The sequence below is a fragment of the Isoptericola sediminis genome (assembly GCF_013085345.1).
In the GTDB taxonomy this organism is placed as follows: Bacteria; Actinomycetota; Actinomycetes; order Actinomycetales; family Cellulomonadaceae; genus Isoptericola; species Isoptericola sediminis.
This window is the reverse complement of record NZ_JABFAJ010000009.1, coordinates 34,366-59,624: the sequence shown is the minus strand read 5'-3', so window position 1 is coordinate 59,624 and position 25,259 is coordinate 34,366. Positions and strand designations below refer to the sequence as shown.

23 protein-coding genes are annotated in these 25,259 nt (G+C 73.6%); 13 read left to right on the top strand and 10 right to left on the bottom strand.

All coding sequences use genetic code 11. The annotated features are described in order from the left end of the window. Positions 1–15 precede the first annotated feature (15 nt). From tsaB to HLI28_RS04770, 3 genes are read left to right on the top strand one after another with little or no spacing between them, the layout of a single operon-like run. A complete protein-coding gene (gene tsaB / locus HLI28_RS04780) occupies positions 16–747 on the top strand; it encodes a tRNA (adenosine(37)-N6)-threonylcarbamoyltransferase complex dimerization subunit type 1 TsaB (RefSeq protein ID WP_171246370.1) in 732 nt (243 codons plus the stop codon). Continuing rightward, positions 744–1,295 (top strand): ribosomal protein S18-alanine N-acetyltransferase, encoded by a 552-nt coding sequence (gene rimI / locus HLI28_RS04775; RefSeq protein WP_171246369.1) that lies wholly within the window; start codon positions 744–746, stop codon positions 1,293–1,295. The genes tsaB and rimI overlap by 4 nt, the downstream gene beginning before the upstream one ends. Before the next feature lie 11 nt (positions 1,296–1,306). Then, positions 1,307–2,170 (top strand): sulfurtransferase, encoded by an 864-nt coding sequence (locus HLI28_RS04770; protein WP_171246439.1) that lies wholly within the window; start codon positions 1,307–1,309, stop codon positions 2,168–2,170. A gap of 41 nt (positions 2,171–2,211) precedes the next feature. Here the strand turns inward: HLI28_RS04770 and HLI28_RS04765 are convergent, their stop codons facing one another. Then, complete coding sequence (locus tag HLI28_RS04765) at positions 2,212–2,832, bottom strand: malonic semialdehyde reductase (protein WP_171246368.1); 621 nt, start codon at positions 2,830–2,832, stop codon at positions 2,212–2,214. A gap of 105 nt (positions 2,833–2,937) precedes the next feature. Here HLI28_RS04765 and tsaD point away from each other — a divergent pair, with 105 nt between their 5' ends. Then, on the top strand, positions 2,938–3,981 hold the full coding sequence (gene tsaD / locus HLI28_RS04760; RefSeq protein ID WP_171246367.1) for a tRNA (adenosine(37)-N6)-threonylcarbamoyltransferase complex transferase subunit TsaD: 1,044 nt from the start codon (positions 2,938–2,940) through the stop codon (positions 3,979–3,981). 7 nt (positions 3,982–3,988) lie between these two features. On the opposite strand, the gene HLI28_RS04755 is transcribed toward tsaD, so the two are convergent. Together HLI28_RS04755 and HLI28_RS04750 are read right to left on the bottom strand one after the other, a co-directional pair. Next, positions 3,989–5,146, bottom strand: a complete 1,158-nt coding sequence (locus HLI28_RS04755) for a glutamate--cysteine ligase (RefSeq protein WP_171246366.1) — start codon at positions 5,144–5,146, stop codon at positions 3,989–3,991. Between the two features lie 46 nt (positions 5,147–5,192). Next, complete coding sequence (locus HLI28_RS04750) at positions 5,193–6,419, bottom strand: class I SAM-dependent methyltransferase (protein WP_171246365.1); 1,227 nt, start codon at positions 6,417–6,419, stop codon at positions 5,193–5,195. A 175-nt stretch (positions 6,420–6,594) separates the two neighbouring features. On the opposite strand from HLI28_RS04750, the gene groES reads away from it, so the two are divergent. Beyond that, the gene (groES, locus tag HLI28_RS04745) at positions 6,595–6,891 is read left to right on the top strand and encodes a co-chaperone GroES (protein WP_171246364.1); all 297 of its coding nucleotides are present in this window, start codon (positions 6,595–6,597) and stop codon (positions 6,889–6,891) included. Between the two features lie 149 nt (positions 6,892–7,040). Here the strand turns inward: groES and HLI28_RS04740 are convergent, their stop codons facing one another. Beyond that, positions 7,041–7,340, bottom strand: coding sequence for a WhiB family transcriptional regulator (locus tag HLI28_RS04740; RefSeq protein ID WP_171246363.1), 300 nt, complete (start codon positions 7,338–7,340; stop codon positions 7,041–7,043). A gap of 202 nt (positions 7,341–7,542) precedes the next feature. Between HLI28_RS04740 and HLI28_RS04735 the strand changes: the two genes are divergently transcribed. Beyond that, complete coding sequence (locus HLI28_RS04735) at positions 7,543–8,652, top strand: MerR family transcriptional regulator (RefSeq protein WP_171246362.1); 1,110 nt, start codon at positions 7,543–7,545, stop codon at positions 8,650–8,652. A 90-nt stretch (positions 8,653–8,742) separates the two neighbouring features. Next, entirely contained in the window at positions 8,743–10,260 is a 1,518-nt protein-coding gene (gene guaB / locus HLI28_RS04730; RefSeq protein WP_171246361.1) for an IMP dehydrogenase, read from the top strand. 28 nt (positions 10,261–10,288) lie between these two features. Here guaB and HLI28_RS04725 read toward each other — a convergent pair whose 3' ends face one another. Then, positions 10,289–11,011, bottom strand: a complete 723-nt coding sequence (locus HLI28_RS04725; RefSeq protein WP_171246438.1) for an exonuclease domain-containing protein — start codon at positions 11,009–11,011, stop codon at positions 10,289–10,291. 76 nt (positions 11,012–11,087) lie between these two features. Here HLI28_RS04725 and HLI28_RS04720 point away from each other — a divergent pair, with 76 nt between their 5' ends. From HLI28_RS04720 to HLI28_RS04710, 3 genes are read left to right on the top strand one after another with little or no spacing between them, the layout of a single operon-like run. Then, the gene (locus HLI28_RS04720; RefSeq protein ID WP_171246360.1) at positions 11,088–12,212 is read left to right on the top strand and encodes a GuaB3 family IMP dehydrogenase-related protein; all 1,125 of its coding nucleotides are present in this window, start codon (positions 11,088–11,090) and stop codon (positions 12,210–12,212) included. Beyond that, the gene (locus HLI28_RS04715) at positions 12,209–12,562 is read left to right on the top strand and encodes a GNAT family N-acetyltransferase (RefSeq protein WP_171246359.1); all 354 of its coding nucleotides are present in this window, start codon (positions 12,209–12,211) and stop codon (positions 12,560–12,562) included. The genes HLI28_RS04720 and HLI28_RS04715 overlap by 4 nt, the downstream gene beginning before the upstream one ends. Positions 12,563–12,620: 58 nt before the next feature. Continuing rightward, positions 12,621–14,243: a succinic semialdehyde dehydrogenase gene (locus HLI28_RS04710; protein ID WP_171246358.1), complete on the top strand. Its 1,623-nt coding sequence runs from the start codon at positions 12,621–12,623 to the stop codon at positions 14,241–14,243. Positions 14,244–14,264: 21 nt separating this feature from the next. On the opposite strand, the gene HLI28_RS04705 is transcribed toward HLI28_RS04710, so the two are convergent. Next, on the bottom strand, positions 14,265–15,221 hold the full coding sequence (locus HLI28_RS04705) for a DUF4031 domain-containing protein (RefSeq protein WP_171246357.1): 957 nt from the start codon (positions 15,219–15,221) through the stop codon (positions 14,265–14,267). Then, positions 15,218–15,925: a FadR/GntR family transcriptional regulator gene (locus HLI28_RS04700; protein ID WP_171246356.1), complete on the bottom strand. Its 708-nt coding sequence runs from the start codon at positions 15,923–15,925 to the stop codon at positions 15,218–15,220. Before HLI28_RS04700 ends, HLI28_RS04705 begins: the two co-directional genes overlap by 4 nt. 117 nt (positions 15,926–16,042) lie before the next feature. On the opposite strand from HLI28_RS04700, the gene HLI28_RS04695 reads away from it, so the two are divergent. After that, the gene (locus HLI28_RS04695; RefSeq protein ID WP_171246355.1) at positions 16,043–16,591 is read left to right on the top strand and encodes a gluconokinase; all 549 of its coding nucleotides are present in this window, start codon (positions 16,043–16,045) and stop codon (positions 16,589–16,591) included. Positions 16,592–16,651: 60 nt separating this feature from the next. Next, positions 16,652–18,034 (top strand): GntP family permease, encoded by a 1,383-nt coding sequence (locus HLI28_RS04690; RefSeq protein WP_171246354.1) that lies wholly within the window; start codon positions 16,652–16,654, stop codon positions 18,032–18,034. Positions 18,035–18,085: 51 nt separating this feature from the next. Here the strand turns inward: HLI28_RS04690 and HLI28_RS04685 are convergent, their stop codons facing one another. From HLI28_RS04685 to HLI28_RS04675, 3 genes are all read right to left on the bottom strand, one after another. Further along, positions 18,086–19,357, bottom strand: a complete 1,272-nt coding sequence (locus HLI28_RS04685; protein WP_171246353.1) for an acetate/propionate family kinase — start codon at positions 19,355–19,357, stop codon at positions 18,086–18,088. After that, entirely contained in the window at positions 19,354–21,522 is a 2,169-nt protein-coding gene (gene pta, locus HLI28_RS04680) for a phosphate acetyltransferase (RefSeq protein ID WP_171246352.1), read from the bottom strand. Before pta ends, HLI28_RS04685 begins: the two co-directional genes overlap by 4 nt. Positions 21,523–21,616: 94 nt before the next feature. After that, on the bottom strand, positions 21,617–24,091 hold the full coding sequence (locus HLI28_RS04675) for a phosphoketolase family protein (protein ID WP_171246351.1): 2,475 nt from the start codon (positions 24,089–24,091) through the stop codon (positions 21,617–21,619). A 188-nt stretch (positions 24,092–24,279) separates the two neighbouring features. Here HLI28_RS04675 and HLI28_RS04670 point away from each other — a divergent pair, with 188 nt between their 5' ends. Continuing rightward, positions 24,280–25,203 carry an SURF1 family protein gene (locus tag HLI28_RS04670; protein WP_343035664.1) on the top strand — a complete coding sequence of 308 codons (924 nt, stop codon included), beginning with the start codon at positions 24,280–24,282 and terminating at the stop codon, positions 25,201–25,203. Positions 25,204–25,259 lie beyond the last annotated feature (56 nt).

Genomic DNA, 25,259 nt, shown 5'->3' with positions numbered 1-25,259 from the left:
CCGTAGGCTGGTCCCGTGGCTGTTCTCGCGATCGACACCTCCGCCGCCGTCTCCGTCGCCGTGGTCGACGACGACGGTGGCCGCCTCGCCGTCCGCAACGCCGACGAGCGCCGACGGCACGCCGAGTCCCTCGCCCCCCTCATCGCCGACGCCCTGGCCGCGGCGGGGCTCGAGCGCACCGACCTGACGGCCGTCGTCGGTGGCACCGGACCCGCACCGTTCACCGGTCTGCGCGTCGGGCTGGTCACGGCCCGCACGCTGGCGCTGAGCCTGGGGATCGACGTCCTCGGCGTGCCGAGCATCGACGCGCTCGCGGTGGAGGCCGTCGCCGACCTCGGCCTCGACCCCGGCGACGAGGTGCTCGTGGCCACCGACGCGCGGCGCAAGGAGGTCTACTGGGCCCGGTACCGCGTCGTGGCGCACGAGGGCCCGCACGGTGTGCCGGTCGTCGCGGTGGAGCGCGGTCCGGAGGTCGGCCGGGCGGCCGACGTGGCGGCCTCCCAGCTCGACCCGCCGACGGCGGACGGCGCCCGGCTCGCCGTCGTGGGCGAGGGTGCGGGCCTCTATCCCGACCACCTGGTGGCCGACGAGGACGCCCCCGTCCTGCCGGACGCGACCGTGCTCGCCCGGCTGGCCCTGGCCCGTCGGGCCGAGGGCGTCGACCAGCCGACCGAGCCGTTGTACCTGCGCCGTCCGGACGTGCAGGAGCCGGCCGGGGCCAAGCGCGCCACCGGGGGAGCGGCATGACGGACCGTCCCGTGTCGGTGCGGCTGCGGCCGCTGGTGAGCAGCGACTTCGACCGGGTCCTCCAGCTCGAGCACGAGCTGTTCGGACCGGGGGCGTGGACGTACGGCATGCTGGCCGACGAGCTGGCCGGGCTCGGGCGCTGGTACGTCGTGGCGGAGCTCGACGGTCCGGACGCCGTGGGGCTCGGGCCGGGACGACGTCCCGTGGTCGGGTACGCCGGGTTGTGGTTCGACGGGGACGTCGCCCAGGTGATGACCATCGGCACGGCCCGTGAGTACCAGGGGCGCGGCGTGGGCCGGCGACTCCTGCAGGCCCTCGTGGACCGGTCGCGACAGCTGCGTGCCGGGGCGCTGCTGCTCGAGGTCGCCGTGGACAACGACAGCGCGCTCGCGCTCTACGGGCAGTTCGGGTTCGAGCAGCTCGGCCTCCGCAAGCGCTACTACCAGCCGGAGGGCACGGACGCCTACACGATGCGTCTGGACCTGTCGGTCCCCGAGGACCCCTCGCCGGGCACGCGGGCGACGACCGGTGCCGGCGGTGCCGCGTGACGCGCCGGGTGATGTCCCCGGCACGTGACCGGGTGCTCGTCGACGCGGACACGGTCGCCGCCGACCTGCAGCTCGGCGGCCTGCAGGACCCGTTCGGCGGCGCGCCGTTGCTGCTGGACGTGCGCTGGGCGCTGGGCCGGACCGACGGTCTGGACCGCTACGAGGCCGGTCACCTGCCCGGTGCGGTCTACGTGGACCTCGAGGCCGAGCTCGCCGCGGTGCCGTCGCCGGAGGCCGGGCGGCACCCGCTGCCGTCCGCCGCGGAGTTCCAGGAGGCCGCCCGGGGCTGGGGTGTCTGCTCCGACTCCCGCGTCGTGGTGTACGACGAGGTGGGCGGCACCTCCGCCGCCCGGGCGTGGTGGCTGCTGCGCTGGTTCGGTCACGACGCCGTGCGCATCCTCGACGGCGGGCTCGAGGCGTGGCGCCGGGCGGGTCACCCCCTCGAGGTCGGGATCACCAGCCGGGTGCCCGGCGACATGGTGGCGCACCCCGGGGGCATGCCGGTGCTGGACGCCGACGACGCGGCGGACCTGGCGACCTCGGGTGTGCTGCTCGACGCCCGGGCCGCCGAGCGGTACCGCGGCGAGGTCGAACCCGTCGACCCGCAGGCGGGCCACATCCCGGGCGCGGTCTCGGCGCCGACGACGGAGAACCTGGACGACGAGGGCGCCTTCCGCAGCGAGGCGGAGCTGCGTGCCCGGTTCACCTCCCTCGGGGTGAGGCCGGACGCGACGGTGGGCGTCTACTGCGGGTCCGGCGTGACCGCGGCGCACGAGATCGCCGCCCTGGCGTCGATCGGCGTGCCGGCGGCCCTCTACCCGGGGTCCTGGTCGCAGTGGTCGAACGACCCGGGCCGCCCGGTCGCCGTCTCCTGACGCAGGGCTCCCAGCACCCGCGACAACAGCAGAGGGCGGTCTCAGAGGGTGCGGGAGACCTGCTCCAGGTCGAGGCGCGGCCCGCGGGGGTGCGGCGAGCCCTCGCCGTCCGCCTCGCCGACGTTGACGACCATCAGCGACCGCCAGCCGGACTCCGCGAAGAACTCCCGGTCGATGCCGTCGGCGTCCATGCCGTCCATGGGCCCGGCCGCGAGACCGGCGGCGCGCAGCGCGACGATCAGGTAGCCGGCCTGCAGCAGGGCGTTCTTGCGCGCCATCTGCTCGCGGACCTCCGCCGCCGGGGCGAGCTGCTCGCGGATCCCGGGGTAGACCGGGAAGAGCTCGTCGAGGTGCTCGTGGAACGCCGGGTCGGCGGCCAGGACGAGGGAGACCGGCGCGGCCTCGACCTTCGCCTTGTTGCCGCCACCCATGTGCTCGACCAGCCGCTGCTTCGCCTCGGGGCTGCGCACGACCAGCAGGCGCAGGGGCAGGGTGTTCATCGCGGTCGGACCGAGCTTGGCCAGGTCCCAGGCGGCCTGCAGCTGAGCGTCGGTGACCTCGGCGCCGGTCCACTGCGAGGTGGAGCGGGCGTGACGGAAGAGGCGGTCGGCGGACGCCTCGTCGACGGCGAGGGGGGCGGTCTCCAGCAAGGTGTCGGTCATGTCCGTGGGGAACCGTCCATGCGTTCGCATGATTCCTGGCGGCCGGCGTGGCGTTGGTCACGACGGTTCCGGGGCGGGGCCGGCGGTGGTGACAGAATGTGGGCCATGGCTGATCCCCTGGTCCTCGGCATCGAGACGTCCTGCGACGAGACCGGTGTCGCCCTGGTGCGCGGAGACGATCTCCTGTTCGACGCCGTGGCGAGCTCCATGGACGAGCACGCCCGCTACGGCGGCATCATCCCGGAGGTGGCCAGCCGTGCCCACCTCGAGGCGATGACCCCCACGATCCGGCGGGCGCTCGGCGAGGCCGACGTCGACCTGTCGGAGATCGACGCCGTCGCGGTCACCGCCGGTCCGGGTCTGGTGGGCCCGCTGACGATCGGTGCCAGCGCGGCCAAGGCGCTCTCGATCGGTCTCGGCAAGCCGCTGTACGGCGTCAACCACGTCATCGGGCACGCGGCGGTGAACCAGCTCGTCGACGGGCCGTTCACCGAGCGGTCGATGGCGCTGGTCGTCTCCGGCGGCCACAGCTCGCTGCTGCTGGTCGACGACATCGCCACGGACGTCACCGAGCTCGGCTCCACCCTGGACGACGCGGCCGGGGAGGCCTTCGACAAGGTCGGGCGACTGCTCGGGCTGCCCTACCCGGGCGGTCCGCACATCGACCGGCTCGCGCGCGAGGGCGACCCGGAGGCGATCCGGTTCCCCCGCGGCCTGACGGCGCCGAAGGACCAGGCCAAGCACGCCTACGACTTCAGCTTCTCCGGCCTCAAGACGGCCGTCGCCCGCTGGGTCGAGGCCCGGCAGGACGCCGGCAAGGAGGTCCCCGTGGCCGACGTCGCGGCCTCCTTCGCCGCCGCCGTCGCGGACGTGCTCACCGCCAAGACCATCGCGGCCTGCCGTGCCCACGACGTCGGGACCCTCATCATCGGCGGCGGGTTCTCGGCCAACAGCCAGCTGCGCGACATGGCGGCCGAGCGCTGCGCCGCGGCCGGCATCGACCTGCGCATCCCGCCGATCCGCTACTGCACCGACAACGGGGCGATGATCGCCGCGCTGGGGTCCGCCGTGGTGCGGGCCGGGCTGCCGCCGTCGGACCTGGACATCGGGGTGGACTCCTCGATGCCGCTGACCACCATCACGGTCTAGCGGCGGGTCACCCCGCGGCGGACGGCGTCAGCGGGTGGCCGGCGTGCATCTCGGCCACGAGGGACCGCACGACGGCCTCCATCCCGGCCTGACCTCCGCCGTGGGCCGCTGCCACGGCGCGCTGGCGCTGGTAGGAGGCGCCGTGGCGGACGATGTCCCGGAGCCGGTCGAGCTCCGCGGCGCACCCGAGGCGTTCCGCCACGGGGGCGAGCTCCTCGAGCAGCCGGGGCAGCGCGTCGGTGAGGAGCTCCTCGTTCCCGTCGGCGTCCAGGATGATGATGGCGTCCATGCCGTAGCGGGCCGCCCGCCACTTGTTCTCGTGGACGTACCACCGGGGCATCGTCGGCAGCGGCCGGCCCTCGTCGAGCAGCGTCGAGAAGTGCTCGACCAGGCAGTGGACCAGGGCCGCGAGCGAGGCCAGCTCGGTCACGTTCGACGTGCCGTCGCAGACGCGGACCTCGACGGTGCCGAAGTGCGGGGCGGGCCGGATGTCCCACCGCACCTCGGTGAAGTCGTCGATGACGCCGGTCTTGAGCATGTCGGCCGTGTACCGCTCCAGCTCGCTCCACTCGGTGAACTGGTAGGGCAGCCCCGCCGTCGGCAGCTGCTGGAACAGCAGCGCACGCATCGAGGCGTAGCCGGTGTCGGCGGCGTCCCAGTACGGCGACGACGCCGACAGCGCCTGCAGGTGCGCGACGTGCACGAGCAGCGAGCGCAGGATCGGCAGCACCTTGGCCCGGTCCTCGACGCCGACGTGCATGTGCACGCCGTAGACCACCTGCTGGCGGCCCCACACCTGGGCACGGTCGACGACGGTGGCGTACCGCTCCTTGTCGGTCACCTGCTGCTGCGACCAGGGGGCGAAGGGGTGGGTGCCGGCGCCCATGAGCTCGGCCCGCATGGGGCGGATGACCTCCTGGACCCGGGTGAGCCCGTTCTCGAGGTCGGCGATCGCCCCGGGGACGGTGGCGCACACGTCCGAGACGATCTCCACGGTGTTGCGCAGGAACTCGGGCTTGACGTGCCGGGCTCGGGCGTCGGGGCCGAGCTCCGCCATCACGGCAGGGGCCACCTGGCGCAGGATGCCGGAGTCGGCGTCCACGAGCGCCAGCTCCCACTCGAGGCCGACGCTCGATCGCCGGGAGGGCTGGAACTCCAGGACCATGCCGCCATGCTTCCACGCGTGGTGGCGGTGCACCACGGGGCCGGGATCAGCCCCCCAGCGGTTCCACCACGAGGACGTGCTGACGCCCGGCGACGCGGGTCAGCACCAGCGTGGCCTCGGCGTCCCCCCGGAGGGAGAGCTGGGCCCGCAGCTGCTCGGGGGTCACGGCCGTGCCGCGCTTCTTCACGGTCAGCCGGCCGACGCCCCGTTCGCGCAGGTAGGCCTTGAGCCGTTTGAGGTTGAACGGCATGACGTCCAGCACCCGGTAGCCGGTGGCCAGCGGCGCGGTGCCCGGGGGAGGCGCCGCCGCCGGGGCGTCGGTGGTGACGTAGGCGATGGTCCGGTCCACCAGCCGGCCGTCGAGCTCGGCGGCGGCGTGCGCGACGAGCCCGGCGCGGACCACGGCCCCGTCCGGCTCGTACAGGTACGAGCCGACCGCCCCGACGTCGGGGGCGAGGTCGACGCCCTCGGCGCCGGGACGCACGAGCCGCGAGACGGTGCCGCCGTCCTCGGTGCGCAGGATCAGGGCGGAGCGTCCGGGTCCGTCGGGGGCGAGGGGCCCGAACCACAGGCCGGCCTCGACGACGTCGCCGTCCACGGAGACCCACTGGGTCTCGGCGTCCTCGGGCAGGCCCTGATGGCCGATGCCGGGGCCGACCTTGATGCCGACGGCGGGGACCTCGTCCCGCAGCCCCCACACGGCGTCCAGCGGCGGCGCCCAGGCCGACGGGTCGAAGACCCGCTTCCCGCCGCGCGTCCGGCGGGCCGGGTCGGCGTACACCCCGTCGACGCCCTCGGCGACCAGGTCCAGCGCCAGCCCGTCCCCGTGGCGGACCTCGGCCTCGGGAAAGGCCCGCAGGTTCACGGTCGCCAGCGCGGCGGTGACCTCGTCCACGTCGGTGGCCAGCACCTGCAGGCCCACGCCGGCGAAGGCCAGGGCGTCGGCGCCGAGACCGCAGGTCAGGTCGGCGACCTTGTGCACCTCCGCGGCCAGGTACCGGCGGGCGTGCACGGCGGCGACGGTCAGCCGGGTCGCCTGCTCCAGCCCGTCCGGCGTGAACAGCATCCCGTCGGCGAACGGGCCGAGCTTGGCGCGGGCGCGGGCGCGCAGCCGGGACTGCGTGAGGGCCGCGGCCGCGAGGTCCGGATCGACGCCCTCGGCGCGCATCCGCGTCGCCAGGGCCATGGCCTGCGACTCCTCGTACGGGGGGAGGTCGTTGAGCAGGGTCCAGCCCTCGGGGCTGAGAAGCTTGCTGAGCGAGGCCACGTCCATCCGTCCATGCTCTCAGGCCGTGCCGACGGGACCGCTTCTGGCACTCGACTTGTCAGAGTGCTAAGGGCTGCCTAGATTTGGTCCCAGCGCACGCGCTGTGCCGGCACCCGCGACGACGGACAGCGGCCGGGCGCGACCCAGTCAACGCTAGTCATCGCGAACAAGGAGGTCCGACGTGTCGGTCCCCATCAAGCCGCTCGAGGACCGGATCGTCGTCAAGGCCGTCGAGGCCGAGACCACGACCGCTTCCGGCCTGGTCATCCCGGACACCGCCAAGGAGAAGCCCCAGGAGGGCGAGGTCCTGGCCGTGGGCGACGGCCGCTTCAACGACAAGGGCGAGCGCGTCCCGGTCGACGTGAAGGTCGGCGACAAGGTCATCTACAGCAAGTTCGGCGGCACCGAGGTCAAGTACGCCGGGGAGGACTACCTGGTCCTGTCCTCGCGCGACATCCTCGCCGTCGTCGTCGGCTGACGCCGCGACGCCGGGCGGGAGCCCTGGCCTGACGGCCGGGTCCCCCTCCCCGCACGAGAGCCCCGCACCGATCCGGTGCGGGGCTCTCGTCGTCTGCTCGGACGGGGGCGCGGGCGAGGGGGTGCGACCGGCCGTCGACCGAGGTCGGCTCAGCTCGCCTTCTTGTGCTCGCGGTCGCGACCGCTGAGGATCGCCGACCGCTCGTCCTCGCTCAGGCCGCCCCACACGCCGTACGGCTCCCGGACCCGCAGCGACTGCTCGCGGCACTCCATCATCACCGGGCAGCTGCGGCAGATCGCCTTGGCGGCCTCCGCGCGTCGTCGGCGGGTGGATCCGCGCTCACCCTCGGGGTGGAAGAAGAGGGTGTCGTCCGCGTCACGGCACGACCCCTGGTACTGCCACTCCCACAACTCCATAACCGGTCCTGGCAACCGCGAGATCTCCGTCATGGCGAACAACCTACAAGTTGTGCAGAAGTTGTTCAAGTAGCAGGTCGACCCGATTGAAGTGGGGGTGGGTGAAAAGGGGTGACCAGGGCCTGAACCGCTTGCTATCGCTTCATGACCAGGTTCGATGATCGATTCGGACTCAAGGTGAGACGGGCCACCCGGCGCGGTGGCGGTCCCGGGAACCCCTGGGCAGAATCGACGCATGACCCGTTCGCGACCCGTCCAGGATGCCGGGGCTACGCGTCCGTCCGGCCCCGGGCTCGCGGTCGCGGCCGTCGCGCGGCGCCTCGGCGTGGCCCCCGCCACGCTGCGCACGTGGGACCGTCGTTACGGTCTCGGCCCCTCGGACCGCACGGCCGGCTCCCACCGCCGCTACACCCCCGAGGACGTCGCCCGGCTGCTCGTCATGCGACGGCTCACGCTCGAGGGCGTCGCCCCGGTCGACGCCGCCCAGGCCGCCCTCGAGGCGGACGTCGACGAGCTCGAGGAGGCCCGTCGGTCCGCTCCGCCGAGCCCACCCGAGGACGCGGGCGCCGACGAGGCCGAGGAGTCCGCGGACTCGGCAGACTCCGCCGCCCGAGCCGGGCGGGCCCACCTGCGGGCGTTGCCGGGTGGCGGCCAGGGGGGCCGCGGCGCCGGCGCGCAGCAGGGGCAGCAGGCGTCCGGCAGGGTCTCCGCCGTGGTGGACGCGGCGCTCGCCTACGACCAGGCGCGGTGCGACGACCTGGTGCGCATCCCGCCGCACGGCGACCCCGCCGCCTGGTGGGCGCAGCTGCTCGAACCGGCGTGGAGCCGCGTGGCCGAGCGGACCGTGCTCGCCGGGCCCGGCGCCGTCCCCGAGATCGTCCTCGCCACGGCCGCGCTGCAGGCGCTGCGGTCCTTCACCGACGCTTTCGAGCAGTCCGTGGTCCAGAACGGCGGGCCGCCGGCCAACCACCCCAGCCGCATGCGCAACATCGTGCTCATCTTCGCGGGTCCCGACGAGACGGTGCCGCTGTCCGCGCACGCCCTCGCCGCCGCGCTGACGGCCAAGGGCAAGACGGCGCGGATCGTCACCGGGCCGGCCAGTGCACGGCGGTCGCTGGAGCTGGTCACGATGGTGCGGCCCGCCGCGCTGGTCCTGGCCACCGGGCAGCGTCGACCGGACCTCGACGTCGTGCACGCCGTGCACGACGGGTTCCCCGAGCTGCCGATCTTCGTCGGGCTGCGACGGGACGACGCCGCCAGCGAGCTGCCGCTGGCCGCCCAGGTCCAGCGCGTGCGCTCCTTCACCGGCCTGCTGCACGAGGTCCTGGCGGTCATCGGGGCCTGACCGGGCCACCCGGCCGGGGCGTCGGCGGGAGGCGCCGCGGTGTGACGGAGACCGCGGCCGACCCCTCCGTGCGCGCCGTAGACTCGGGACATGACGGAGACGACCTCGCCCGCCCACGATCCGTTCGGCTTCCTGGGGCTGACCTATGACGACGTCCTCCTGCTGCCCGGCTACTCGGACCTGGCGCCCTCGGACATCGACACCACCTCGCGCCTGACGCGGGAGATCTCGCTACGGACCCCGCTCGTCTCCGCCGCGATGGACACGGTGACCGAGTCCCGGATGGCCATCGCGATGGCCCGGCAGGGCGGTCTGGGCGTGCTGCACCGCAACCTCTCGATCGAGGACCAGGCGTACCAGGTGGACCTGGTCAAGCGGACGCAGACGGGGATCATCTCGAACCCCGTGACGATCGGTCCGGACGCCACCCTGGAGCAGCTCGACCAGCGGGCGGGGGAGTACCGGGTCTCCGGGTTCCCCGTGCTGGACGAGGCCGGCCGTCTCGTCGGCATCGTCACGAACCGCGACCTGCGCTTCACCCCGGTGGCCGAGTGGGCGGAGACGACCGTCGCCGACGTCATGACCTGGCAGCCGTTGATCACCGGCGACGCCGGCATCTCCCGCGAGGACGCCACCGCCCTGCTGCGCAAGCACAAGCTCGAGCGGCTCCCGCTGGTCGACGACGACGGACGCCTCGCCGGCCTCATCACGGTCAAGGACTTCGTCAAGTCCGAGCAGTTCCCCAACGCCTCCAAGGACTCCCAGGGCCGGCTCCTCGTCGGTGCCGCCATCGGCTACTTCGGTGACGCGTGGCAGCGGGCCACGACGCTCATCGACGCCGGTGTCGACGTGCTCGTCGCCGACACGGCCCACGGCAACGTCCGCATGCTCATCGACATGGTGCGCGCGCTGAAGTCCGACCCGGCGACCCGCCACGTCCAGGTCATCGGCGGGAACGTGGCCACCCAGGACGGGGCCCAGGCGTTCGTCGACGCCGGCGCGGACGCCGTCAAGGTCGGCGTCGGCCCCGGGTCGATCTGCACCACCCGCGTGGTGACCGGCGTCGGCGTCCCGCAGATCACCGCGATCCACGAGGCGTCGCGGGCCGCGCGCCCGGCCGGGGTCCCGGTCATCGCCGACGGCGGCATGCGTCACTCGGGCGAGATCGGCAAGGCCCTCGTGGCCGGCGCCGAGACGGTCATGCTCGGGTCGATGCTCGCCGGCACGGAGGAGTCGCCCGGCGAGACCATCCTCATCAACGGCAAGCAGTTCAAGGCCTACCGGGGCATGGGCTCGATGGGCGCGATGTCCTCGCGCGGCAAGAAGTCCTACTCGAAGGACCGCTACTTCCAGGCGGAGGTCACGAGCGACGACATGATCGTGCCCGAGGGTGTCGAGGGCCAGGTGCCCTACAAGGGCACGCTCGGGACCGTGGCCCACCAGCTCGTCGGCGGGCTGCACCAGACGATGTTCTACGTCGGTGCGCGCACCGTGCCGGAGCTGCAGGAGAAGGGCAAGTTCGTGCGCATCACCTCGGCCTCGCTGGCGGAGTCCCACCCGCACGACATCAAGATGACCGTCGAGGCGCCGAACTACAAGGTCGGCTGACCTCGCCCGGCGGCGCGCCGCCGTCCGGTCAGCCGGCGGCGCGCGGTGTGGTGGGCCAGGACGTGGACGCGCCGGGTCCCGGCAGACCCTTGCGGTCGCGCCAGGCGTTGAAGCTCTCCGCCCACGTGCGGTGGGCGTCGCGCTGCGCCGCGTGCAGGGCGTCGAGCGCCACCGAACGCAGATCGGGGAACCGCAGCACCTGCGCGTCCAGCACGTCGAGGGTGGCCAGCACGTCCACGTCGGCGCTGTGCAGCTCGCCGTCGCCGACCACGCCGTAGAGCTCGCACAGGTCGCCCAGTCGACGCTTCCCCCGGCGGTACCGGTCCTGCCACCGGTCGATCACGAGCGGGTCCAGCACGGGGGCGACGGGCCGTCCGAGCCGCTCCGGCAGGGTCGGCAGGCCGTGGCGCGCCAGCTCGGCGTCGAGCAGCGTCAGGTCGAACGCGGCGTTGTAGGCCACGACCGGGACGTCCTCGCGCAGGTGCGTGGTGAGCAGCGCGGCGATCTCCTCGAGCGCCTCGGCCGGTGCGACGCCGTGCGCGCGGGCGTGCTCGGTCGTCACCCCGTGGATCGCCGCCGCCTCCTCGGGGATCCCGACCCCGGGGTCGATCAGCCACGTGCGGACCTCGGTCGTCAGCGGCGTGCGGAGCACGACGGCCGCCGTGACGACGCGGTCCTGGTGCACGTCGACGCCGGTCGTCTCGGTGTCGAACCCGAGCAGCGGCCCGACGGTCCAGCCGGCGTCGTCCATCTCGATCCCCTCTCGTGTCCTCACGTCGGTGACGATGCCACGGGCCACCGACACGGCGGCCGGTAGGCTGACCCGTGTGAGCAACGAGATCGAGATCGGACGTGGCAAGCGCGGGCGTCGCGCCTTCTCCTTCGACGACGTGGCGGTGGTCCCCTCGCGCCGGACGCGCGACCCGCGGGACGTCTCCACCGGGTGGCAGATCGACGCCTACCACTTCGACCTGCCGATCGTGGCGGCGCCGATGGACTCGGTGATGAGCCCGGCCACCGCGGTCGCGCTGGGCAACCTGGGCGGTCTGGGGGTGCTCGACCTCGAGGGCCTGTGGACCCGCTACGACGACCCGGCCCCGCTCCTGGCGGAGATCCGTGCGCTGCCCGCCGCGGAGGCGACGCGGCGCATGCAGGAGATCTACGCCGAGCCGATCAAGTCGGAGCTCATCACCCAGCGGCTCAAGGAGATCCGCGCCGCGGGGGTCACCGTGGCCGGGGCGCTGTCGCCGCAGCGGATCCAGGAGCACTACCAGACCGTGCTCGACGCCGGGGTGGACCTGTTCGTCATCCGGGGCACCACCGTCTCGGCCGAGCACGTCTCGACCAGCGCCGAGCCGCTCAACCTCAAGCGGTTCATCTACGAGCTCGACGTGCCCGTCGTGGTCGGTGGCGCGGCCAGCTACACCGCCGCCCTGCACCTGATGCGCACCGGGGCGGCCGGCGTGCTGGTCGGGTTCGGCGGCGGTGCCGCGCACACCACCCGCGTCGGCCTCGGCATCCACGCGCCCATGGCCACCGCGGTCTCGGACGTCGCAGCGGCCCGCCGCGACTACCTCGACGAGTCCGGCGGTCGGTACGTGCACGTGATCGCCGACGGCGGCGTGGGTCACTCGGGAGACATCGTCCGGGCCATCGCCTGCGGGGCCGACGCCGTGATGCTCGGTGCCGCGCTGGCACGCGCCTCCGAGGCGCCCGGCGAGGGGTGGCACTGGGGCCCCGAGGCCCACCACGCCCAGCTCCCGCGCGGCGAGCGGGTCGAGGTCGGCACCGCCGGGACGCTGGAGGAGATCCTCTTCGGCCCCGGGCACACCGCCGACGGCACGACGAACCTCGTCGGCGCGCTGCGCCGCGCGATGGCCACCACGGGCTACTCCGACCTCAAGGAGTTCCAGCGCGTCGAGGTCGTCGTCTCGCCGTACCAGCCGCGGTGAGCGGACCCGTGCCGGCCGGGCCACCGCCGTCGCGGGTGCGGGTCACGGAGATCGGTGACGACGACGTCGAGGGCGTCGTCGGCCTGTGGCGGGCCAGCGACCTGACCCGGCCCTGGAACGACCCGTACCGCGACATCGCCGACGCGCGGGCCCACCCCGCCGCGACGGTGCTCGTCGCGCGGGACGGGGACGTCGTCGTCGGCTCCGTGCTGGCCGGGTACGAGGGGCACCGCGGCTGGCTCTACGACGTGGCCGTGGATCCCGGCCGGCGGACCACGGGGCTCGGGTACGTCGACCAGGAGACGCGCGTGCTCGGGCGGACGCTCGACGACCCGCGCCGAGCGGGGTGAAGATCGCCGCCGACCTGCGGTGACACGGATGTCACCTGGTCCGCGTAGGCTGTCGCCCATGGCAACTGCGCACGAGGGCGACGGTGCTCTGGGGGACGTCATCGACCCGGAGCTGCCCGCCTCCACCTACGTCCTGGAGCCCGAGATCGTGGCCCCGCTGGTCCGGCGCGTCGTGACCTCCCACGGTGCGGGCACCCACCGCAGCGAGCTGCCGTTCACCGGTGCGCCGCTGGCGGCCGTCCCGCTGTCGAGCCCGCAGGACGTCGTCGGAGCGACCCGGGCGGCGCGGGCCGCTCAGCACGACTGGGCCGCCCTGCCGCTGCGCGAGCGCGCCCGCGTGCTCGACCGGCTCGGGGTGCTCGTGCTCGAGCGGCAGTCCGAGATCCTCGATCTGATCCAGATGGAGTCGGGCAAGTCGCGCCGCAACGCCTTCGAGGAGGTCGCCGACATCGCGCAGACCTGCCGGCACTTCGTGCGCCGTGCGGAGCGCTACCTCGCCGACCGGCGCGAGCCGGGGGCCCTGTCGGTCCTCACCGGGGTGCGCGTGCACCGCCGGCCGGTGGGCGTCGTGGGGATCATCGCCCCGTGGAACTTCCCGCTTACCCTGGCCCTGTCCGAGACCGTCCCCGCCCTGCTGGCGGGCAACGCCGTCGTGCTCAAGCCGGACCCGCAGACCACCCTGTCGGCGCTGTGGGCGTCCGAGCTCCTGGCCGAGGCGGGACTGCCGGACGACCTCTTCGCCGTGGTCGCGGGCGGCGCGGACATCGGGGCGGAGCTGGTGGACCACGTCGACCACGTCGCGTTCACCGGCTCCACCGAGACCGGGCGGAAGATCGCGGCCCGGGCGGGGGAGCGGCTGATCGGGGCGACCCTCGAGCTCGGTGGCAAGAACCCGCTGTACGTCGCGGCCGACGCCGACCTGGACCGTGCCGTGCCCGGCGTGCTGCGCGCCTGCTTCACGAACGCCGGCCAGCTGTGCATGTCGAGCGAGCGCCTCGTGCTGCACGAACGGATCGCCGAGAGGTTCCTCGAGCGGTTCGTGCCGGCGGTGCGGGCACTGACCCTGGGCACCGGCCTGGACTACACGGCCGACGTCGGCTCGCTCGTCTCGGCCGACCAGCTCGAGCGGGTGGCGGGGCACGTCGACGACGCCCTGGCCAAGGGCGCCCGGGCCCTGGTCGGTGCGGTCCACCGCAGCGACGTCGGCCCGTACTTCTACGCCCCGACGGTGCTCGACGACGTCCCGGACGACGCCGCGTGCCGGCACGAGGAGACGTTCGGCCCGGTCGTGGCCGTGACCCGGGTCGGTGGCGACGACGAGGCGGTGCGCGTCATGAACGACACGCACTTCGGCCTGCACGCCTCGATCTGGTCGACCGACGTCGCCCGTGCCCGGCGCCTCGCGGCCCGGGTCGAGACCGGCACGGTCGTCGTCAACGACGGCTACCTGCACGCCTGGGGCTCGGCCGCGGCGCCCATGGGCGGGATGAAGGCCTCCGGCCTGGGCCGGCGGCACGGCCGGGAGGCGATCGAGGCGGTGACCGAGACGCAGAGCGTCGTCGCGCAGCGCGGGCACGGTCTCGGGATCTCGGTGGATGCCCTGTACGAGCTCGGCGGGGACGTGCCCAGCCGGGTGCTCACGGGTGCGCTGCGGGCGATGCGGCGCCTCCGGATGCCCTGACGGACGCCCTGACCCGCCGTCTCACCCGGTGAGTGCGGCCAGCTCGGCGCGCAGGTTCTCCGCGGCCCGGGCGGCCCAGCGCCGGCGGCCGGCCTCCGTGCGGAACAACCCGCGTCCGGTGTGCAGGGCGAGCAGCCCCTCGAGCACCGCGGCGCGCCCGGCCCGGAAGGCGCCGTCGTCGACGTGGCCGTACTCCGCGCGCACCTGGGCCGTGTAGCGCGCGTAGCGCGCCGGTGTCCCGCCGAGGACCGCGAGGTCGGCGTCGCTGACGAGCGCACCGACGTGGTCGGTGGGAGCCGGGTCGTGGTCGACCGTCACCCGGACGAGCCGTGCGACCTCCTCCGCCTGCTCGTCACCCGTGGGTCCCGGCGTGCGGGACGCCTCGCGTTCGTCGCGGCACGGCGGCAGCAGGGTGCGCGCGAGCGCTGCCGACTCCTCCTCGTCGGCCGGGGTGGCGCCGTCGTGCACGGCGTCGTGGAACCACAGGGCGAGCGCCGCGAGGCGCCCGGCCCCGCCCGTGGTCCCCGCAGCCAGCAGCCCGTCGAGGGCGTCGAGGGTGTCGGCCAGGTGCAGCCGTGAGTGGTAGACGCGGTGCGGTTCGCCCCAGCGCTCGACGAGCTCCTCGCCGACGGCGGCGGTGGCCCCGGCCGGCGTCGCTCCCGGGTCCGTCCACAGCCGTGCCCACCGGGCCCGCAACGCAGCCGGTTTGGCGCGGGCCCGCTCCCACCCGGGGACACGCAGGCCGGAGGCGGCGAGCGCCGACGACAGCTCGCGTCCCATGACGGGCACGGCGCCGGCCGCGACCAGGTCGTTGTACCGGTCGGCGGGTACGTCGTAGTGGTCGAGGTCGAAGCCGCGGTCCGGGATGCCGGCGGCGCGGGCGAAGGTCCGCAGCTCGTGCAGGGACCGGTCCGAGACCAGGTGGGACCAGTGGCGGCCGTGCGCGGGCCAGAGCGGCGGGTCGACGAGGACCGTCACGACGCCTCCTCGTCCGGTCGGTCCGGCAGCGCCCGACGGACCTCGCCGACGATCGCGGACATCGCCGTTTCCGCGGCCGGGGCGTCACCCGAGGCGACCGCGCGAGCTACCGCCTCGTGCTGGTCGAGCGCCTCGGCAGCGGGCGAGGGGGGCATGAGCCCCAGGTGGGTGCGCCCGGCGAGCACCTCGGCGACCACGCCGGACAGGGCGGCGAACATCTCGTTGCCGCTGGCGCGCAGCAGCAGCTCGTGCATCCGGATGTCGAGCGCGAGGAAGTCCTCGAGGTCCCCCCGGACGCCGAGCACCCGCATGCGGGCGGCGAGGTCGACGAGCTCGGCCCGCACCTCGTCGGAGGCGTGCAGCGCCGCGCCGGCGGCGGCCAGCGGTTCCACGGCATGCCGGAGCTCGGTGAGCGTCCGCAGCTGGGCGTCGCGTCCCGGGCCGCCGAGCCGCCAGCGGATCACGCGGGCGTCGAGGACGTTCCAGTCCTCCATCGGCAGCACGACGATCCCGACCCGGCGGCGCGAGCGGACGAGTCCGAGACCCTCGAGCAGCCGCATCACCTCGCGGGCGACGGTCCGGGAGACGCCGTGCTCGCTGCCGATCGTCTCGAGCGTCAGGACGGCTCCGGCGGGGACGTCGCCGCTGGTGATGGACCGCCCGACCGCGTCGAGCACGTCGTTGTGCAGGGCGGTGGTCGGCATGGGGCGAGCCTACCGACGCCCACCCGGCTCGCAATTGGTGATATCAATGGGTTGCCAAAGGTGTTACCAATGAGGCATGCTCGGAGGACGCATCCCACCGACACGGAAGTCGACACGATGGACACCGACGTCACCACCCCGGTAGACCGGGCCGCACCCGACGCCGTCACGCACGTCGTCGTCATGGGCGTCGCGGGCTCGGGCAAGACCACGGTCGCTGCGCTCCTGGCCGAGCGCCTCGGCGTCACCTACGCGGAGGCCGACCAGTTCCACCCCCCGGCCAACATCGCCAAGATGACCGCAGGGACACCGCTCACCGACGACGACCGCGCCCCCTGGCTCGCCACGATCCGCGACTGGCTCAGCGCCGAGGCCGACGCCGGTCGTCCCGGCGTCGTCACCTGCTCCGCCCTGCGTCGCGCCTACCGCGACGTGCTGCGCGGCGCGCACGGTCGGGTGCGGTTCGTGCACCTGGACGGTCCGCCCGAGCTGCTCGCGGAGCGGATGGGCGGTCGGACGGGACACTTCATGCCCGCGACCCTCCTGCCGTCCCAGCTCGCCACGCTCGAACCGCTCGGCGCCGACGAGGACGGGACCACCGTCAGCGTCGCCGCGGAACCTGCCGACATCGTCGACACCGTCGTCGACCGGCTCCACCTCGGCTAACCGGCCGTCCCCGGCTCCCAGCTCCCCCCACCCCGCCACCCCGACGTCGACGAGGACACGATGACCCCTGACGACTGGACCCAGACCCTCACCGCCGGGCCGCTGCTCGGCATCGCCGCGGCCGCGGTCGGCCTGCTGCTCGTGCTCATCATCAAGATCAGGCTGCACGCGTTCGTCGCGCTCGTGCTGGTCAGCCTGCTCACCGCCGTCGCGGCGGGCCTGCCCGCCGGCGGCATCGTCGAGGTGCTGCTCGACGGCTTCGGCTCCACCCTGGCCGCCGTCGCCCTGCTCGTCGGTCTCGGCGCCATGCTCGGCCGACTGGTCGAGACCAGCGGTGGTGCCACCGTCCTGACCGACGTGCTCGTCGCCCGGTTCGGGGAACGGCGCGCACCGCTCGCCCTCGGGATCGCCTCGTTGATGTTCGGGTTCCCGATCTTCTTCGACGCCGGGCTCGTGGTCATGCTCCCCATCGTGTTCGCCGTCGCCCGGCGGCTGGGCGGCTCGGTGCTGCTCTACGGGCTGCCGGTGGCCGGTGCGTTCTCCGTCATGCACATCTACGTGCCGCCCCACCCCGGCCCCGTCGCCGCCTCGGAGTTCCTCGGCGCGAACGTCGGCGTCGTCCTCCTCGTCGGCCTGCTCGCCGCCCTCCCCACCTGGTACGTCACCGCCTACCTCTTCGGGCGGTTCGCCGGCCGTCGCCTCGAGCTGCCCGTCCCCGAGCTCCTCGGGCACGCCGATGCCGCCCAGATCGCCAACCCGCCGCGTTTCGGCACGGTCGTCGGGATCCTCCTGCTGCCGCTGCTGCTCATCTTCGCCAACACCGGGCTTGAGACGGCGGCGTCGGTCGGCTGGGTCGACGCCGGGTCCGGCGTGGTGGCCGTCGCGGGGCTGGTCGGGTCCACCCCCGTCGCCCTGCTGATCACGGTGCTCGTCGCCGCCTGGGCCCTCGGGCGTCGCCGGGGGATCGGCGGGACCGCCCTGGAGAAGACGCTCGACTCGGCGCTCGGCCCGGTCGCCTCGGTCATCCTCATCACCGGCGCCGGCGGGATGTTCGGAGGCGTGCTGCGGGCCACCGGCATCGGCGACGCCCTGGCCGACGTGCTCGGCGACCTCGGGCTGCCCGTGATCGTGGCCGGGTTCCTCATCGCCGCCGTGCTGCGAGTGGCCCAGGGGTCGGCGACGGTCGCGCTGACCACGGCCGCCGGCCTCATCGCACCGGCGGTCGCCGCGGGCGGCTACGGCGCGCTCGAGCTCGCCGCCGTCGTCGTCGCGGTCGCCGCCGGATCCGTGGTGCTCAGCCACGTGAACGACTCCGGCTTCTGGCTGGTGGGCCGGTTCTTCGGCATGGACGTGCGCACCACGCTGCGGACCTGGACCGTCATGGAGACGGGGATCGGCCTGATGGGCTTCGCGATCGCCTGGATCGTGTTCGCCGTCGCCTGAGCCGGAGGCGCAGGGTCGGGCGACCCGGACCGGGGCCCGCCGGCCCGGCGCTCAGCCGGCCGTGACCGCCGACGAGGGGTCCAGGCCGTCGACGGCCTCGACGCTCTGCCGCGCGATCGCCAGCTCCTCCATCGTCGGGACCACCATGACCAGCGTCCGGGCCCAGTCGGGGGAGATGATGCGCTCCCCGCCGCGAGCGGCGTTGCGGTCGTCGTCGACGGCGATCCCCAGCGCCTCCAGGTCCGCGCAGACCGCGGCCCGCACCGCGGCGTCGTTCTCGCCGACCCCCGCGGTGAACGCGATGACGTCCACGCGGCCCAGCAGCGCCGTGTAGGCGCCCACGTACTTGCGCAGCCGGTGGATGTACACGTCGAAGGCCAGGGCGGCGTCCTCGTCACCCTCGTCGACGAGCCGGTGCAGCTCGCGGAAGTCGTTGACGCCGGACAGTCCCAGCACGCCCGAGCGCTTGTTGAGCAGGGTGTCGAGCTCGTCGATGTCCATCCCCGCGTTGCGTGCCAGGTGGAACACCACCGCCGGGTCGATGTCGCCGGAGCGGGTGCCCATGACCAGGCCCTCCAGCGGTGTCAGGCCCATCGAGGTGTCGATCGGGACGCCCCCGCGCACGGCCGACGCCGACGCCCCGTTGCCCAGGTGGAGCACGATCGTGTTGAGGTCCTCGACCCGCCGGCCCAGCACCCGGGCCACCTTGCCGGCCACGTACTGGTGGCTCGTGCCGTGGAAGCCGTAGCGCCGCACGGCGTGCTCGCGCGCGACCTCACGGTCGATGGCGTAGGTGTAGGCCTCCGCGGGCAGCGCCTGGAAGAAGGCCGTGTCGAACACCGCCACGTGCGGCACGTCGCCGAGCAGGTCCCGCGCCACCCGGATGCCCTGGAGGTTCGCCGGGTTGTGCAGCGGGGCCAGCGGGACCAGGGCCTCGATGCGTTCGATGACGCCGTCGTCGACCACGGCCGGGCCGGAGAACTCCGCCCCGCCGTGCACCACGCGGTGCCCGACGGCGTGGATCCCCGCCTCGCTCAGCGCGGGCCCGGCCTCGTCGAACATGCCCAGCGCGAGCTTCAGCGCGTCGCCGTGGTCGGCGACCTCCAGCTCCCGGCGCGTGCGGTTCCCGCCGTAGGTGTGGGTGACGATCCCGCTCGGCTCGCCGATCCGCTCGACCGTCCCCGCCGCGATCGCCTCGCCGCCCACCGGGTTGACCAGCTGGTACTTCAACGAGGACGACCCCGAGTTCAGCACCAGCACCGAACCGTGCGCCCCGTAGGCGCTGTACGGGTTCGGTCGCTCCGAGGCGGGCAGGATGCTCATGCGGTCTCTCCGTTCGACGTCGACTGGGCCTGGATGGCGGTGATCGCGACCGTGTTCACGATGTCGGCCACGAGCGCCCCGCGCGAGAGGTCGTTGACCGGCTTGTTGAGCCCCTGCAGGACCGGGCCGATCGCCACGGCGCCGGCGGAGCGCTGCACGGCCTTGTAGGTGTTGTTGCCGGTGTTCAGGTCCGGGAAGATGAAGACGCTCGCCTTGCCGGCCACCGAGGAGTCCGGCAGCTTCGAGGCGGCCACGGAGGCGTCCACGGCGGCGTCGTACTGGATCGGGCCCTCCACGGACAGCTCGGGGTGCCGCTCCTGGACGAGCGCGGTCGCCGCGCGCACCTTGTCGACGTCCGCGCCGGACCCGGAGGTCCCGGTGGAGTAGGACAGCATGGCCACCCGCGGGTCGACGCCGAACTGCTCGGCCGTGGCGGCCGAGGAGGCCGCGATGTCGGCGAGCTGTTCGGCCGTCGGGTCGGGGTTCACGGCGCAGTCGCCGTAGGCGAGCACCCGGTCCGGCAGGCACATGAGGAACACCGAGGACACGACGGAGACGCCCGGCTGGGTCTTGATGATCTCGAACGACGGGCGGATCGTGTGCGCCGTCGTGTGCGCCGCGCCGGAGACCATGCCGTCGGCCAGGCCCAGGTGCACCATCATCGTGCCGAAGTAGGAGACGTCCGTGACGATCTCCCGCGCCCGCTCGACCGTCATGCCCTTGCGGGCGCGCAGGTGGGCGTACTCGGCGGCGAACGTCTCCACGTGCTCCGGGTCGGTCGGGGAGAGCACCTGCGCGTCGGTGATGTCCAGCCCCAGCTCGGCGGCACGCTTCCGGATCGCGGCCTCGTCGCCCAGGATCGTGAGGTCCGCGATGCCGCGGGCGAGCACGGTCGAGGCCGCGCGCAGGATCCGGTCGTCGTCGCCCTCGGGCAGGACGACGCGGCGGCGGTCGGCGCGGGCCCTCTCGATGAGCTCGTGCTCGAACATCAGCGGGGTGACCACGGGCGTCCGCTCGACGGCCAGCCGCGCCAGCAGCTCGTCGCCGTCGATGCTCTGCTCGAACATCGCGCGGGCCACGTCGTGCTTGCGCTGGGCGTCGGGGGACATCCGGCCCCGGGTGCGCGACGCCGTCCGCGCGACCTCGTAGGTGTCGTCCGCGGTCGCGATGATCGGCACGTGGGGCTGCAGCGCGGCGGCGAGCTGGCCGGTGCGTCCCGTCGGCCGGTGCCCCCCGGTGAGGATGATCCCCGCCAGCGACGGGAAGCGGTCGGCCGCCTGCACGGCCAGCAGGCCGAGCAGGATGTCCGTCCGGTCGCCCGGGGTGATGACCACGGTGCCGTCGGCGAGGCGGCCGAGCATGTGCTCGAAGGTCATGGCCCCGACGATGAGGTCGAGCGCCTCCCGGGACATCAGGTCCTGGTCGCCCAGCAGCAGCGTGCCGTCGACCGCCTCGGCGAGCTGCGCCACCGTCGGCGCTCCCAGGAAGGGTTCCTCGCCGATCACCCAGGCGGGCAGGTCCTCGCCCGGGAACCGGGCCACGGTCGCCGCGTCGGCGTCGCGCACCGCGCCCTCGGCCCGGTTGACGACGACGCCGACGGGCTGGGCGTGGTTGGCACGCAGCTCGGCCAGGCTGAGCCGGGTCAGGGTCGTGACCTCGTCGATCCCGCGGTCGCGCCCGGAGACGACGAGCAGCACGGGGGAGTCGAGGTTGGCGGCCACACGGGCGTTGAACGCCAGCTCGGTGGCGCCCGAGACGTCGGTGTAGTCGGTGCCGAGGATGACGACGGCGTCGCACTGCGCGGCCACCCGGTGGTACCGCTCGACGATCCGTGACAGCGCGGCCTCGGGGTCGGCGTGCACGTCGTCGTAGGTCACGCCGACGGTCTCCGCGTAGGTGAGGTCCACGCCGTCGTGCTCGAGCATCAGCTCCAGGACGTGGTCGCGCAGCGACGTGCCGCCGTCGGGCGACGGGCGCTCGGGGACGCGGGAGACGGCGCGGAAGACGCCGACGCGCTGCACCTGGCGGACCAGGAGGTCGAGCACCCCCAGCGCGACGGTGGACTTGCCGGTGTCCCCCTCGGGGGAGGCGATGTAGATGCTGCGAGTGCTCACTGCCTGCCTGCTTCTCTGTGCTGGGCGGTGGTCAACCCCATTCCACCGCATCGGGACGGACGGTGCACCGATTCCGGACGTCGGGTGCGTCACGCCCAGGACGGCGTGCGCGGCGGTGGGCACGGGCCCGCCGCCGCGCACGCGGTCACTCGTTGTCGCCGCCGGTGTCCTGCATGCCGGCAGCACCCTCGCCGACCACCCGGCGGGCCCCGGGCCACACCCAGTCGCGCACCTCGGGGATGTCCTCGCCGTGCTCACGGGTGTACTGGCGGGCGGCCAGGCGCTGGTCGACCATCCGCTGGCGCAGGCCCGCGACCTTCGAGCCCAGCCCCGGCACCCGGTCGATCACGTCGATCACCAGGTGGTACCGGTCGATGTCGTTGAGCATCGCCATGTCGAAGGGGGTGGTCGTGGTGCCCTCCTCCTTGTACCCGCGCACGTGGATGTTGCCGTGGTTGCGCCGGCGGTAGGTGAGCCGGTGGATGAGCCAGGGGTAGCCGTGGTAGTTGAAGACCACCGGCCGGTCGGGCGTGAACAGCCCGTCGAAGTCCTTGTCCGAGAGCCCGTGCGGGTGCTCGTGCTCGTCCTGGAGCCGCATGAGGTCGACCACGTTGACCACGCGCACCTTGAGGTCCGGCAGCTCGGTGCGCAGGATGTCCGCGGCGGCCAGCACCTCGAGCGTGGGCACGTCGCCGGCGCAGCCGAGCACGACGTCCGGGTCCTCGCCGTGCACCTCGGTGCCGGCCCACTCCCAGATGCCGAGCCCGCGGGTGCAGTGCGCGATCGCGTCGTCCATGGACAGGAACTGCGGGGCCGGCTGCTTGCCGGCCACGACGACGTTGACGTACTGGCGGCTGCGCAGGCAGTGGTCGTACGTGCTGAGCAGCGTGTTGGCGTCCGGCGGCAGGTACACCCGCACGATCTCCGCCTTCTTGTTGACCACGTGGTCGATGAAGCCCGGGTCCTGGTGGCTGAAGCCGTTGTGGTCCTGACGCCACACGTGGCTGGACAGCAGGTAGTTGAGGCTCGCGATCGGCCGCCGCCACGGGATGTGGTTGGTCACCTTGAGCCACTTGGCGTGCTGGTTGAACATCGAGTCGACGATGTGGATGAACGCCTCGTAGCTGGTGAACAGGCCGTGGCGGCCGGTGAGCAGGTATCCCTCCAGCCAGCCCTGGCACTGGTGCTCGGACAGCATCTCCATGACCCGGCCCGCGCGCGCCATGTGCTCGTCGACGTCCGGGCCGTAGAAGTCGGCGTTCCACTGCTTGTCCGTCGTCTCGTAGACCGCCTGCAGCCGGTTCGAGGCCGTCTCGTCGGGTCCGAAGATGCGGAAGTTGTCCGGGTTGCGGCGCACCACCTCGTTCAGCCACGAACCGAGCACGCGGGTCGACTCCGCCACGGCACCGCCCGGCTCGGGCACGTCGACGGCGAAGCGGCGGAAGTCGGGCATGCGCAGGTCCTTGAGCAGCCGCCCGCCGTTGGCGTACGGGGTCGCGCTCATCCGCAGGTCGCCGGTCGGGGCCTGGGCCGCGATCTCCTCGCGCAGCCGGCCCGCGTCGTCGAAGAGCTCCTCGGGGCGGTAGGACTGCAGCCAGTCGCGGAGCACGTCGAGGTGTTCGGTCGTGTCGCGGGCGCTGGACAGCGGGACCTGGTGGGACCGCCAGGAGTCCTCGGTCTTGTTGCCGTCGATCTCCGGCGGGCAGGTCCAGCCCTTGGGGGTGCGGAAGACGATCATCGGCCAGGCCGGTCGCTCGTCGTTCCCGGCGGCGGCGTCGGCCTTGATGCGGGCGATGTGGTCCATCACCTCGTCGAGGAGCTGGGCGAAGCGCCGGTGCACGGCCGCGTGGTCCTCGCCGTCGAAACCGCCCGTGAAGAAGTACGGGGTGTGCCCGTAGCCGACCATCAGGGCGCGCAGCTCGTCGTCGCTGATGCGGCTCAGCACCGTGGGGTTGGCGATCTTGTACCCGTTGAGGTGCAGGATCGGCAGGACGACACCGTCGGTGCGGGGGTTGACGAACTTGTTGGAGTGCCAGCTGGTCGCCAGCGGCCCGGTCTCGGCCTCGCCGTCGCCGACGACGGCGGCCACCAGCAGGTCGGGGTTGTCGAACGCCGCGCCGTAGGCGTGCGAGAGCGCGTAGCCGAGCTCGCCGCCCTCGTGGATCGATCCCGGGGTCTCCGGGGCGACGTGGCTGGGGATCCCGCCGGGGAACGAGAACTGCCGGAACAACCGGCGCATGCCCTCGGCGTCCTGGGTGATGTCGCTGTAGGTCTCGGTGTAGGTGCCCTCGAGGTAGGTGTTCGCCACCAGGCCGGGTCCGCCGTGGCCGGGGCCCGCCACGTAGACCGTCGACTGCTCGCGCTCGCGGATCGTCCGGTTGAGGTGCGCGTAGAGGAAGTTGAGACCCGGCGTGGTGCCCCAGTGCCCGAGGAGGCGGGGCTTGACGTCGTCGCGCGTCAGCTCCTCACGCAGCAGCGGGTTGCTCAGCAGGTAGATCTGGCCGACCGAGAGGTAGTTGGCCGCGCGCCACCACTGGTCGAGCCGGTCGACGTCGGTGTCCGACAGCTCGGTGACACCGGTGGCCGGCCAGGTCGTGGTGCTCGGGGTCGTCGTGCTCATCTGCCACTCCTCCGCTCGGGACGTCAGGGCCGTGCTCGTGACCTCATTCCACCGCACCCGGGGCCCGAGTGCAGGGGGAGGACTGGATGGCGGGCGTGCCTGGTTCCTGCTGCCCGCCGGTGTCCCGACCCTGTGGTCAGACCATATCGGATTCCCGTCGGTGGCGTCGACGCGGATACCGTGGGGCCGTGTCCGACGCCCCGCCCGCACGACGCTCGTTCTGGGCGGTCGCCCGCCAGCCGCGCATGCTCGTCGTCCTGCTGCTGCTCCTGCTCGCCGCCGCCGTGTGCGGACGCCTCGGCGTCTGGCAGATCGACCGTGCCTACGAGCGGGCGAACCTCGCCGCCCAGCAGGAGGCGGTCGAGCAGGAGGCCTCCGGACCGGCCGAGCTCGGCGAGCTGCTGGCGCCGCAGGAGGCGTTCCCCGGGGAGCTCGTCGGACGCGAGGCCCGGGTCACCGGGACCTACGAGCCGGACGGCCAGATGCTCGTCGCCGGCCGGTCCCTGGACGGCGTCGAGGGGTACCTCGTGCTCACGCCGCTGCGCGTGTCCGACGACGGGACCGGCGGGGCGTCGTGGGCCGAGCTGTCCGGGCCGCCTGTGCTGCCGGTGGTCCGCGGCTGGGTCGACTCGCCGGCCCCGGGGCCCGCGGCCCTCGAGGTGCCCGCCGGCGAGGTCGACGTGACGGGCTGGCTGCAGGCCTCCGAGTCCACCGCGCGCACCGGGACGGTCCCCGACAACCCGGACGGTCCGCCGCTGACGCAGGACATCGCCGCGTCGGCGCTCGCGAACACGTGGGACGGGCCGATCTACTCCGCGTACGCCGTGCTGACCTCGTCCGACCCGGCGCAGCCCGCAGCGGCGTCGGGCGGTCCGGCGCCCCTGCCCCGCCCCGTGCTCGACGGCGGGACCGACGTGAACCTGCAGAACTTCTTCTACGCCCTGCAGTGGTGGGTGTTCGGGCTGTTCGCCGTGGCCCTGTGGGTCCGGCTCGTGCGGGACGAGATGGCCGGCGGGCGTCGAGAACGACGACGGGACCGGCACCCCCGGGAGGGCGGACGACGGGACGACGACCCGGTCGGTACCGGGATCGCCGGGCTGCCGTCGTCCTGACCCCCCTGCCCGGGGCCGGACCCGTCAGGCACCGGAACTTCCCCGCCTATCCTGGT